8 protein-coding genes, 1 tRNA gene and 1 pseudogene are annotated in these 12,146 nt (G+C 59.2%); 4 read left to right on the top strand and 6 right to left on the bottom strand.

The genetic code is table 11. The features are described from left to right. Nucleotides 1-259: 259 nt before the first annotated feature. The 4 genes from MTP39_RS06135 to MTP39_RS06120 form a co-directional block, all read right to left on the bottom strand. Nucleotides 260-337: transfer RNA gene (locus MTP39_RS06135), tRNA-Pro, on the bottom strand. A gap of 156 nt (nucleotides 338-493) precedes the next feature. Continuing rightward, nucleotides 494-3,361: an excinuclease ABC subunit UvrA gene (gene uvrA, locus MTP39_RS06130; RefSeq protein ID WP_249241865.1), complete on the bottom strand. Its 2,868-nt coding sequence runs from the start codon at nucleotides 3,359-3,361 to the stop codon at nucleotides 494-496. Further along, nucleotides 3,348-5,405, bottom strand: a complete 2,058-nt coding sequence (gene uvrB / locus MTP39_RS06125) for an excinuclease ABC subunit UvrB (RefSeq protein ID WP_005922217.1) — start codon at nucleotides 5,403-5,405, stop codon at nucleotides 3,348-3,350. Before uvrB ends, uvrA begins: the two co-directional genes overlap by 14 nt. Before the next feature lie 93 nt (nucleotides 5,406-5,498). Continuing rightward, entirely contained in the window at nucleotides 5,499-6,218 is a 720-nt protein-coding gene (locus MTP39_RS06120) for a JAB domain-containing protein (RefSeq protein WP_055186335.1), read from the bottom strand. Nucleotides 6,219-6,388: 170 nt separating this feature from the next. Between MTP39_RS06120 and MTP39_RS06115 the strand changes: the two genes are divergently transcribed. After that, a complete protein-coding gene (locus MTP39_RS06115; RefSeq protein WP_249241864.1) occupies nucleotides 6,389-7,378 on the top strand; it encodes an RluA family pseudouridine synthase in 990 nt (329 codons plus the stop codon). Between the two features lie 72 nt (nucleotides 7,379-7,450). Here the strand turns inward: MTP39_RS06115 and MTP39_RS14090 are convergent, their stop codons facing one another. Next, entirely contained in the window at nucleotides 7,451-8,578 is a 1,128-nt protein-coding gene (locus MTP39_RS14090; RefSeq protein ID WP_442899423.1) for a sensor histidine kinase, read from the bottom strand. 249 nt (nucleotides 8,579-8,827) lie between these two features. Next, a pseudogene (locus MTP39_RS06105) lies at nucleotides 8,828-9,535 on the bottom strand (response regulator transcription factor); the annotation flags it as partial. Nucleotides 9,536-9,700: 165 nt separating this feature from the next. On the opposite strand from MTP39_RS06105, the gene MTP39_RS06100 reads away from it, so the two are divergent. Genes MTP39_RS06100 through MTP39_RS06090 form a run of 3 tightly spaced genes read left to right on the top strand, consistent with a single transcriptional unit; the run spans nucleotide 9,701 to nucleotide 12,117 of the window. Then, the gene (locus MTP39_RS06100; protein ID WP_249241863.1) at nucleotides 9,701-10,627 is read left to right on the top strand and encodes an ABC transporter ATP-binding protein; all 927 of its coding nucleotides are present in this window, start codon (nucleotides 9,701-9,703) and stop codon (nucleotides 10,625-10,627) included. Between the two features lies 1 nt (nucleotide 10,628). Continuing rightward, nucleotides 10,629-11,378: an ABC transporter permease gene (locus tag MTP39_RS06095; RefSeq protein WP_249241862.1), complete on the top strand. Its 750-nt coding sequence runs from the start codon at nucleotides 10,629-10,631 to the stop codon at nucleotides 11,376-11,378. 4 nt (nucleotides 11,379-11,382) lie between these two features. After that, on the top strand, nucleotides 11,383-12,117 hold the full coding sequence (locus MTP39_RS06090; RefSeq protein ID WP_249241861.1) for an ABC transporter permease: 735 nt from the start codon (nucleotides 11,383-11,385) through the stop codon (nucleotides 12,115-12,117). Nucleotides 12,118-12,146 lie beyond the last annotated feature (29 nt).

Raw genomic sequence — 12,146 nt, 5'->3', positions numbered from 1 at the left:
CAGGGGCAGGAACTTCGTTCGGTGTGAACGGTGACCCCATCACATGAGCAGAGCCCCGCTACTTATTTTTTGCGTCTTAACAATTTGGAAACATTTGTAGAACTTGTCGGGGCGAGGCCTCTCCATCTGCTAACGCAGACCGTTCTGCCGCTTAAAAGCCCCACTGGGGCTTTCATTGCTTCGCAAACGCTAATTTTCCGAAGAAAACAAATAATCCGAACCCATCTCCTATCGGAAATAAGTTCGGATTATTTTTGTTTGGTCCGAGTGGCGAGAATCGAACTCACGGCCTCTTGAACCCCATTCAAGCGCGCTACCAAAACTGCGCTACACCCGGATATCGACCGCCGCTTCCCTACCGAAGCGTGGCGACAAGAGATATTATACTCAGGCAAGGCCGTTTTGTCAACAGATTTTTTAATTATTTTTGGTTTTTTCTGAGAAAAGTCTGATTTTTACACGGATACGCGCTTTTTTGTTTTTGCTGGTTTTTTCAGTGTTTTTCCGCTTCTGCGGCACGCTGCGCGCGGTCGCGTTCCAGCAGTGGGCGCAGGTACTGGCCGGTAAAGCTGCCGGGCACGTCAGCCACCTGCTCCGGGGTGCCCTCGGCCACGATCTCGCCACCAGCGCTGCCGCCCTCCGGGCCAAGGTCGATGATATGGTCGGCGCACTTGATGAGATCCAGATTGTGCTCGATGACGATGACCGTGTTGCCCACGTCCACCAGCTTTTGCAGCACCTCGATCAGGCGGTGCACGTCTGCAATGTGCAGACCGGTTGTGGGCTCATCCAGAATATACACCGTCTTGCCGGTGCCGCGGCGCGCCAGTTCGTTGGCCAGCTTCACACGCTGTGCCTCGCCGCCGGACAGGGTGGTGGCGCTCTGCCCCAAAGTAACATAGCCAAGGCCAACGTCCAGCAGGGTCTGCAGCTTGCGGGCGATCTTGGGCTGGTTGGCAAAGAACACCACCGCTTCCTCCACGGTCATGTTCAGCACGTCCGCAATGGTCTTTTCCTTATACTTTACTTCCAGTGTTTCGCGGTTGTAACGTGCGCCCTTGCACACCTCGCAGGGCACATAGACGTCCGGCAGAAAGTGCATTTCGATCTGCAAAATACCGTTACCTTCGCAGGCTTCGCAGCGACCGCCCTTGACGTTGAAGCTGAACCGTCCCGGGCCGTAGCCGCGCATTTTGGCGTCCTGCGTCTGGGAGAACACGGTGCGGATATCGTTGAACACGCCGGTATAGGTGGCGGGGTTGGAGCGCGGGGTGCGGCCGATGGGCTGCTGGTCGATGCCGATGACCTTATCCACAAATTCCAGCCCCTCTACCCCATCGCACTTGCCGGCGCGGGAGCGGGCACCGTTCAGCTCGCTGGCCAGCGTTTTGTACAGGATCTCATTGATGAGGCTGGACTTGCCCGAGCCGGAAATACCGGTGACACAGATGAACTCCCCCAGCGGGAAGCTGACGTCGATGTTACGCAGGTTATTTTCCCGTGCGCCCTTTACGATCAGGCAGTGGCCGTTGCCGGTGCGGCGGGTCTGGGGCACCGCAATGCGCTTGCGGCCGGAAAGGTAGTCGCCGGTAATGCTGCGCTTGGCCTTGCAGATATCCTTTACGCTGCCTGCGGCTACGATCTCGCCGCCGTGCACACCGGCACCGGGGCCTACGTCCACGATATAATCCGCGCTGCGCATGGTGTCCTCGTCGTGCTCGACCACGATGACCGTGTTGCCCAGATCCCGCAGGTTTTTCAGGGTGGCGATGAGCTTATCGTTGTCCCGCTGATGCAGGCCGATGGAAGGCTCGTCCAGCACATAGAGCACGCCGGACAGGGCACTGCCGATCTGGGTGGTCAGGCGGATGCGCTGGCTCTCGCCGCCGGATAGTGTGCCCGCCGCCCGGGCCAGCGTGAGGTAATCCAGACCCACGCTCTGCAAAAATTGCAGGCGGTTCTTGATCTCCTTCATGATCTGGCCGCCGATCTGCTGCTGCTTTTCGGTGAGGTTTGGCTCGTTTTGCCGGATAAATTCCAGCTCGTCCCGGATGGACATCTCACAGAACTGGCTGATGTTCTTGTCCCCGATGGTCACGGCAAGCACCACCGGTTTCAGGCGCTGCCCGTGGCAGTCCGGACACTCCACACCGGACATAAAGCTGCCGATCTCTTCCTTCATCCACTCGCTGCTCGTCTCGCGGAAGCGGCGCTCCAGATTTTCCACGATGCCCTCAAAGGTGTTGTAGTACACCCCGCTGCCGAACTCGTTGGTGCGGTGCATCTCGATCTTTTCGCCGTTGGTGCCGTAGAGCAGGGCGTTCACCGCCTCGGTACTCATCTCCTTGATGGGCGTATCCAGCGTAAAGCCGTATTTTTTGCCAAGGCCAAGGTAGTACATCTCGCTCACAGAGCCTTCGGCGTAGTACCAGCCGCTGGCCTTGATGGCTCCCTCCCGGATGGAAAGGCTGCGGTTGGGCAGAATGCGGTCCTCGTCCACCCGCATAAAGGTGCCAAGGCCGGTGCATTTTTCGCAGGCGCCCAGCGGATTATTGAAGGAGAAGAGCCGGGGCGACAGGTCGCTGATGGAGATGCCGTGCTCCGGGCAGGCAAAGTTCTGGCTGAAGGTCATGCACTCGCCGCCGATGACGTCCACCTCGGCTACGCCGCCAGTGAGCGCCAGCGCAGTTTCCAGCGAATCGGCCAGACGGCTGCGGATGCCCTTGCGCAGGGCAAGGCGGTCTACCACGATCTCCACCGTGTGCTTGATGTTCTTTTCCAGACTGATCTCCTCGTCCAGATCATACAGGTTGCCGTCAATTTTCACGCGGGCATAACCGGCGCGGCGGGCGGCGTCCAGTTCCTTCTGCTGGGTGCCCTTGCGCTGGCGCACCACGGGGGCTAAAATCTGGAACTTGGTGCCCTCCTCCAGCTTAAGGACGGCATCCACCATTTCGTCCACGGTCTGCTGGCTGATGACCCGTCCGCACACCGGGCAGTGCGGCACGCCGATGCGGGCGTACAGCAGGCGCAGATAATCGTAGATCTCGGTCACGGTGCCCACGGTGGAGCGGGGGTTGTGGCTGGTGGTCTTTTGGTCGATAGAGATGGCCGGTGAAAGGCCGGTGATCTCGTCCACATCCGGCTTATCCATCCGTCCCAGAAACATCCGGGCATAGCTGGAAAGGCTTTCCACATAGCGGCGCTGGCCGTCCGCGTAGATGGTGTCGAAGGCCAGACTGGACTTGCCCGAACCGGAAAGGCCGGTCATGACGATCAGCTTTTCCCGCGGGAGGGTCAGATTGATATTTTTCAGGTTGTGCTCGCGGGCACCCTTGATGATGATCTTATCGTTTGCCAAGGTATTTTCTCCCTTTTCGTTGTGTCTGTGCATGGTTCTGCTTGCGTTCGGTCTCGGCGGCGGAGTCCACGGTGGGGTTCTCGCCCCGGCGCAGACGGTCGATCTGATCCCGCAGGAAGGCTGCGTGCTCAAATTCCAGCAGTTTCGCGGCCTCCTTCATCTCGCGGGTCAGGCGCTCAATGGCAGCTTCCCGCTCCATCTTGCCCATGCGGCGGGTGTTGCGCTTGGCGTTTTCGGCCTTATCGCTGATCTCGATGCTGTCCGCAATAGCTTTGACGATGGTTTTGGGCACGATGCCGTGTTCCTCGTTATAGGCCATCTGGATGGCGCGGCGGCGCTCGGTCTCGGTGATGGCACGCTCCATGCTGTCGGTCACCACATCGGCGTACATGATGACCATGCCCTCCGCGTTGCGGGCGGCGCGGCCGATGGTCTGGATCAGGCTGGTCTCGCTGCGCAGAAAGCCCTCCTTGTCGGCATCCAGAATGGCCACAAGGCTCACCTCCGGCAGGTCCAGACCTTCGCGCAGCAGGTTGATGCCCACCACCACGTCGATGCTGCCCAGACGCAGATCCTTGATGATCTCCATGCGCTCGAAGGTATCCACCTCATGGTGCATATACTTGACCTTAATTCCCTGCTCGGTGAGGTAATCGGTGAGATCCTCGGCCATTTTTTTGGTCAGGGTGGTCACCAGCACCCGCTCCTGCCGCTGAATGCGGGCGTTGATCTCGCCCAGAAGATCCACCACCTGCCCTTCCACCGGGCGCACCGAGATGACCGGGTCCAATAGACCTGTGGGACGGATGACCTGCTGCGCCACCTGTGAGCTGTTCCGGCGCTCGTACTCGCCGGGGGTGGCGGAAACAAAGATCATCTGGTTGAGTTTGGACTCCACTTCCTCAAATTTCAGGGGGCGGTTATCAAAGGCAGACGGCAGACGGAAGCCATACTCCACCAGCGTTTTTTTGCGGGCGTAGTCGCCGCCGTACATGGCGCGCACCTGCGGCAGAGTGACGTGGCTCTCGTCCACGAAAAGCAGAAAATCCTCCGGGAAATAATCCAGCAAGGTGGTGGGCATACTGCCCGGCGCGCGGCCGGACAGCACCGCCGAATAGTTCTCGATGCCCTTGCAGATGCCCACCTCGTTCAGCATCTCGATATCGTAGTTGGTGCGCTGGGCAATGCGCTGTGCTTCGATCAGCTTGCCCTCGGCGGTAAACTGCTTGACCTGTGCGTCGCACTCGGCGCGGATCTTTTCCAGCGCAGCAGCCTTTTTTTCAGCGCTGACGATATAGTGGCTGGCCGGGAAGATGGCAACGTGCTTGACCACGTTCTGCTTGGAGCCGGTCAGGGGGTTGAACTCGGTAATGCGGTCGATCTCGTCCCCGAAAAACTCCACCCGGATGGCAAGCTCGCTCATATAGGCCAGATAGATATCCACCGTGTCGCCGTGCACCCGGAACTTATTGCGTACAAAATTCACGTCGTTGCGCTCGTATTGCAGGGTGACCAGCTTTTTGCACAGCTCGTCCCGCTCCATCTGCATCCCGGGGCGCAGACTGATGACCATGCTGCGGTAGTCGATAGGGTCGCCCAGCGAGTAGATGCAGGACACCGATGCCACAATAATGACGTCCCGCCGCTCGGAAAGCGCCGCCGTAGCCGAGTGGCGCAGGCGGTCGATCTCGTCGTTGATGGCGCTGTCCTTTTCAATATAGGTATCAGTGCTGGGAATGTAGGCCTCCGGCTGGTAGTAGTCGTAGTAGCTGACGAAGTACTCCACCGCATTGTTGGGGAAAAACGAGCGGAACTCGGTACACAGCTGCGCCGCCAGCGTTTTGTTGTGCGCCAGCACCAGCGTGGGACGGTTGCACTGGGCAATGACATTTGCCATGGTAAAGGTCTTGCCGCTGCCGGTCACGCCCAGCAGGGTCTGACAGCGGTCGCCCCGCTGCACCCCCTCCACCAGCTGCGCGATCGCCTGAGGCTGGTCGCCGGTGGGGGCATAGTTCGACACCAGCTCAAATTTTTCCTCTGCCATCGTTTTCTCCCTTCCGTACATATAACCACAATCTGTTGTTGTTTCAAGTTGTATTATAGCACGCACATTTTATAATGTAAACAGTTTTTTGTTTTATGGCCAGAACAGCGTACCGGTCTTGAAGTCGTAGATGGGCAGGCGGTTGGCGTCCCGCATGGAAAAATACTCGGTGTCGGTCAGGATAAAGTGATCCAGCAGATGCACATTCACCAGCCCCAGCGCCCGGGCAATGCTGCCGGTAGCGTCCATGTCCTCCAACGAGGGCAGCGCCACCCCGTTGGGGTGGTTGTGGCAGAGCACCACGGCATCCGTGCCGCCCTTGATGGCGGCAGCCACCACGTTCTTGATATCCAGACTGACCCGGTCGGAGGTGCCCTCCCGCAGCCAGACGGCGGCGCGCACCCGCTTGCGGCTGTCCAGACTGACCAGCATGGCGCGCTCGTAGTCCGACCACGCAAACTTTGCCATCAGGTAGCTGCCCATCTGCTCGGTGGTCTTGATGCAGCGGGTGGTGCTGGTGCGGCTGCGGCCATAGTACCGGCTGATTTGGGGCAGCAGATGCAGCATCCGGGCGGTAGAGGGGCCTACCCCCTCTACCGTGCACAGCTCTTCCTCACTGGCCTCCAGCACCGCCGCAAAATCCCCGAACCGGTCGATCAGGTCGTGGGCGATGCCGTTGGTGTCCTTTTGGGCGTTGGTCAGGTAAAGCACATATTCCAGTGCCTCGTGCTCGGCCAGACTGTCCAGCCCGTAGCTCTGCACCCGCTCCCGCATCCGCTGGCGATGTCCCTTGTGCCGTTTATTCTCTGCCATGGCGGTACTCCTTTTTTCTATGTTCTCTCCTTATAGTACCCATTTTGCGACGCAAACACAAGCGTTCTGCAAAAATAACCCGGATTTTGCACCGGAATGCGCGTTGACTTCCCGCCCCGCCTGTATTACTATAAAAGCATGATTCTGACAAAAACGATGAGGATAGCTTTATGAAACAATTTACTGCCACCGCCAACGATGACGGCGTGCGTCTTTCGCGCTTTGTGCAGAGCGTGACCCGCGATTTTCCAACCAGTCTGCTGTACAAGAGTTTCCGCAACAAGCGGGTGAAGGTGAACGGCAAAAAGGCCGCGCCGGAGTACCGTTTGCAGGCGGGGGATCTAATCGAGCTGTACATCAACGACGAGTTTTTCCCGCCCGAGGGTGCAAAGCCGGTGCAGAAAACTGCCCCCAAAAAGCAGCCCAATCAGCCCAAGGTGACCGTCATCTACGAGGACGAGAACCTTGCAGTGCTGTACAAACCCACCCATCTGCTGTGCCACAGCGACCGCACCGGCGATGCCAATCTGGTGGACGCGTTTACCCAGTACCTGACCCAGAAGGGTGAATACGACCCCCACGGTGAGAACCGCTTCAAGCCCGGCATCTGCAACCGGCTGGACCGCGGCACCGAGGGTCTGGTGATCGCTGCCAAGAACTACACCGCCCTGCGGGACATGAACGAGATCATCCGCACCGACCTGCTGAAAAAGGAATACTACACCATCACGGTGGGCATCCCGCAGTCCGGGCGGTTCACCGCATGGTGGGAGCACGACGAGAAGAACAACAAGGTCAGCATCCACGCCCATCAATCCCAGGACGAACGCCGCAAGCAGATCATCACGGATGTGGACGTGCTGCGCACCGCAGGCCCCTTTGCCCTGTGCAAAATTGGCCTTGTCACCGGGCGCACCCACCAGATCCGCGCCCATCTGGCCTATCTGGGCAAGCCGGTGCTGGGCGATATCAAATACGGCAACCGCAAAATGAACGAGCGCACCGGCACCAAGACACAGGCGCTGTGCGCTGTGCGCATCAGCTTTCTGGATGTGCCGGAGGAAAACACCCTGCACTACCTCTCCGGCAAGGTCATCAAACTGAAAGACCCGCAGATCTTACAGCAGTTTGATGCACTGGACAAAAACAAAGAAGCATAACAATAAGACCGCTGTTTGCAACAACTGCAAGCAGCGGTCTGTTTTTTTGCGCTATTTTCTTTTTTGCCCCGTTCACGCCCGGCCGGGCAGCCAGACCGTTGTTTTTGCCCCGCAGGGGGTGTTCTGCCCGAACACTGCCCTGCCGCCATGGGCGGCGGCGATCTGCTGCACTACATACAGGCCAAGGATATGAGGCGCATTTTCGGCAGGCTCCGCAGCGTTCAGCGCCGCAAGAACGGCAGCCGGATAGCCGATGCCGTCATCCGCTACGGTCAGGCAGAAGCGCTCCCCTACCCGCCGGGTGTGCACGGTAATATTCACCGGCTTTGGGTTATGCCGGACGCTGTTGTTCATCAGGTTTTCCAGCAGCCGTGCCAGCAGCGCCTCATCTACCGAAAGCACTGTCTGCTCTGCCGGTTCTTCCTGTTCCAGTGTGATCTCGCAGTGCTCTGCCAGCGGGCTTTCGCAAAACTGCGCCACCATCTGCCGGAACAGCGGCCCTGCCCGGAGGTCTTTCCGGCGCAGGGGTTGGGCACCGTATTCCAGCTTACTGGTCAGGTTCAGGTCATCAATGAGAGTGCGCAGCTTTTCGCACTGGGTGCGGATGCCGGTCGCTTTCTGCCGGGAACTGTCCGGCAAAAGTGCATCCTGTTCCAGCTGCTCCGCCCAGCCTAAGATGAGCGCCAGCGGGGTGCGCACGTCATGGCTGACCCCTGCGATCCACTGGGTGCGGGCGTTGTCCCGCCGGGAAAGCATCTCATTTTTGGCTTGCAGCTGCGCCCCGGTCTGGTTCAGCTTTTCTGCCAGTTCCCCGGCAAAACCGTCGGTAGACAGTCGGACGGTCTGCCCCTGCGCCAGAGCATCCAGACCGTTTGCCACGGTCTCCAGCCGCTTTGCCCCCCGCCAACTCAGCCAGAAGCAGAGCACCAGCCCCAGCAGCAGCATTCCCAGCGCTGCTGCCGGGAGCACCCGCACCATGCTCAGGGCAAAGTCCGGTGAGCTGTAAATGCTGTACTTCCACAGGCTCCCCTTTGGCAGCCCGATGACGAACAGTCCGTAGGGTTCTGTCCAGCAGAACACCGGGTAATCCGCCAGATACCAGCGGGCAAATCTGGCGATATCGCCGGGCGTGTAGGCACGGTTCAGCTCCTGCGGCAGGTCGTAGCTCCAGCGGATGTTTCCCACATCGTCCAGTACCATCGCCCACTCGTAGCCATTCATCCACTCCTGCGGGGTGCGTTCTGCCCCAAAGGCAAGCCCTTCGGCGGTCTCCACCATGGAATCTGCGATCTCGCTGGATGAATACTCCCGCTGCGGCAGGCGGCAGCTCTCCTGCCAGCCCAGCCAGCCCAGCACTGCAACACCGGAAAACAGCAGCAGCAGAACGATGCCCACCGCCGCCAGCACATACCGCCGGATCAGACGCACAAAGGTTTTCATGCTTCTTCCCCCCTTTGTCAGCTTATAGCCAATGCCCCGCACCGTCCGCAGAAACTGCGGCGCACCGGGTTCGGCTTCCAGCTTCTCCCGCAGATGCCGGATATGTACACCCAGACTGTTCTCGTAGCCATAATAATCTGCGCCCCAGACCGCCGCACAAAGGGCATCGTAGGTAACGATGTGTCCCCGATTCTCTGCCAATTTCCGCAGCAGCGCCAGCTCGGTAGCGGTCAGCGCCAGTGTTTTGCCCTCCGGCAGGGTAACAATGGCATCATTCAGGTCTACGCACCGCTCCCCCAGCTGCAAAGGTGCCGGTTTTGTACGGGACAGCTCTGCCCGGTACGCCCGCTGCAAAATATGCTGCACCCGCAGCAGCAGTTCCTGCATCAGAAAAGGCTTGGTCAGGTAGTCGTCTGCGCCAAGCCCCAACCCGAACAGGCGGTCGGCATCCGCGTCCCGTGCGGAGAGGAACAGCGCCGGAACATCCGCTTTTGCCCGCAGCGCCCGGAACAACGAAAATCCGTCCCCATCCGGCAGGTTGATATCCAGGATCATCAGCTCCGGCTGCTCTGCCGCAAAGCAGCCGCGGGCAGCGGCGCAGCTTTGGGCAGTTCTGATATGGCCATATCCTGCGCCCCGCAGCTGCTCACACAGCAGTGCCAGCAGTTCGGCGTTGTCATCCACAATGAGAAGCTTTGCATCATAAATGGTATCCATAAGGGCAGTTCTCCTTTCCCGCCTTTACTATACCACACTTTTTGCGCTGCGGCGGAAAACGCCTGCAAATTTAAGGGTAAATTAAGCTGCGCTTCCGGTCAGTTTAAGGCAGCGGGTGTATTCTGGCATCGTTCCGAAACACATGAATGCGAAAGGAGACCATTTATGAAACCTGTGATCGAGACCCATACCCTTTGCAAAAGCTACCATGGCCGTCCGGTGGTGGATCATTTGAATCTGACTGTCCCGGAGGGCTGTGTTTACGGCTTTTTAGGCCCCAACGGTGCGGGCAAATCCACCACCATGAAGATGCTGTTGGGGCTTGTGCACCCCACCGGTGGCAGTGTGGAACTGCTGGGGCACACCCTGAACGAAGCAAACCGCATTGCCCTGCTGCGGCAGACCGGCAGCCTGATCGAATCCCCCTCCGGTTACCTGCACCTGACTGCCCGGGAAAACCTTTCCATCGTGGCTGACCTGAAGGATGTGGACCGGAAGGACATCAGCCGGGTGCTGGAGATCGTGCACCTGACCAAGGACGCTGACCGAAAGGTTGGGCAGTATTCCCTTGGCATGAAACAGCGGCTGGGCATTGCCATGGCGCTGCTGGGCAGCCCCAAGCTGCTGATCTTGGACGAACCTACGAATGGTCTGGACCCGGCAGGCATTCAGGAGATGCGCAGTCTGATTGCTTCCATGCCCCAGACCACCGGAGCCACCGTGCTGATCTCCAGCCACCTGCTGGGCGAGATCGAGCAGATGGTGGATCAGGTGGGCATCCTGAACCACGGCAAGCTGCTGTTTGAGGGCTCCTTGCAGCAGCTGCAAAAGCACAGCCGGGGCGGCATTCTGCTGCGGGTGCTGGACGCACCCAAAGCCGCAGCCGTCCTGCAGCAGCAGGGAGTAAAAGCCGCTGCACCGGCAGACCAGCCGGACACCCTGCAGCTGCCCCCGCTGCCGGACGAAGCGCTGGCGGCGCTGGTCTGTACCCTTGCCGAAAGCGGCGTGGGTGTGGTTGGCCTGACGGCCCAGACAAAGAGCCTTGAGGACATCTTCCTCAGCCTGACCCAGACCAGCGGGGAGGTGGCGTAAGATGGCAGCTTTCCGTACAGAACTGCAAAAAGCCCACCGTCGGCACGACCTTGCTCTCTGCCTGCTCATCCCCGGCATTGTCGTTCTGTGGGTGGGCGGCCTTGCCCCGGCAGACCCGGAGGAGCTTGCCAACGGTTACAGCGCCCTGCTTTACAGCCTGCCCGTCATTGAGGCTATTCTGATGCCGGTGATGATGGCAGTGCTGGCCTCCCGGTTGTGGGATATGGAGATCAAAGGCAACACCGCCAAGCTGCTCTACACCCTGCAGAGCCGCCGAAGCCTGTTTGCAGGCAAGGCGGTCTTTGGAGTGCTGGAGGTGCTGTTGGTCACGGTGCTGGAGCTGGCCTGTGTTCCGGTGCTGGGGCGTGTCCATGGTTATACCGAAGCCTTTCCCACTGGGCAGCTATGCTATCTGTTCGTCTGCACGCTGGCTGTGGACGCAATGCTCTTCTTTGGAGAATTTCTGCTGATGCTGTGGGTAGGCAACCCCCTGCCGGCGCTCTGCGTGGGCATTGTAGGGGCGCTGGTGGGGCTGTTCTCTGCTTTTATGCCGCCGCTTGTCAGTTACTTTGTGCCCTTTGGGTACTACATCCCTCTGAGCGCCTACGAAGTGGCGAACTGGGACCAGGCCACCCACACCGTCACCTACGGCACCCGCCCCTTCAACTGGGGGCTGCTGGCCTTCACCCTTGCGCTGGGCGCTGTGCTGTTTGCCCTTGCGTGGCGCAAGGTACAGGACGAGGAGGTATAAAACCATGCTGAAACGCTGTATTCTTGCGGAGAACCGCAAACTCCACGCATCCCCCATCTGGGCAATGTTCTTTGTGCTGCCCATTCTTTCGGCCACCTATGGCACCTTCAATTATCTGCAAAATCTTGAGATCCTTACCGACGGCTGGTATAGCCTGTGGACCCAGCACACCCTGTTTTATTCCATGCTCTTCTTCCCTGCCATGGTAGCCACCTATGCTGCCTACTTGTGGCGGCTGGAACATCTGGGGCACAACTGGAACCTGATCATGGCAAGCCCCGTACCGCCGCTGGACCTGTTTGCCGCAAAGTTTGCGGTGGTGACAAAGCTGGCGCTGCTGACCCACGGTTTTGTGTTTGCACTGTTCGTGTTCTGCGGCAAGGTATTTGCCCATCTGCCCGGGCTGCCGCCGGTCACCTTACCTCTGTTTTTACTGCGGGGCCTGCTGGGTGCGTTGGCTGTCATTGCCGCACAGCTGGTGCTGGCCATGGTCATCCGCAGCTTTGCCGTACCCATTTTTCTGGGGCTGCTGGGCGGCATTACCGGCATCTTTATCAGCTCCAAGGGTCATGGGCTGTTGTGGCCCTATTCCCTGATGCAGCTCGGTATGAACTCCAACAGAAGTGCGGATGCTCTGGTGGGCAGCTACGGGCTGTTTGCCTTCAGCTGCATCTTCTGGCTAGGAACGATGTTCCTTCTGGCATGGCTGCTTTTACGCCGGGAGGATGTGCGGGCATAAGGCACGGCAGCGCGCATGACGATTTCCAA

The organism is Faecalibacterium sp. I3-3-33, from assembly GCF_023347295.1.
In the GTDB taxonomy this organism is placed as follows: Bacteria; Bacillota; Clostridia; order Oscillospirales; family Ruminococcaceae; genus Faecalibacterium.
The sequence above is the reverse complement of the archived record's forward strand: the minus strand, read 5'-3'. Positions and strand labels throughout refer to the sequence as shown.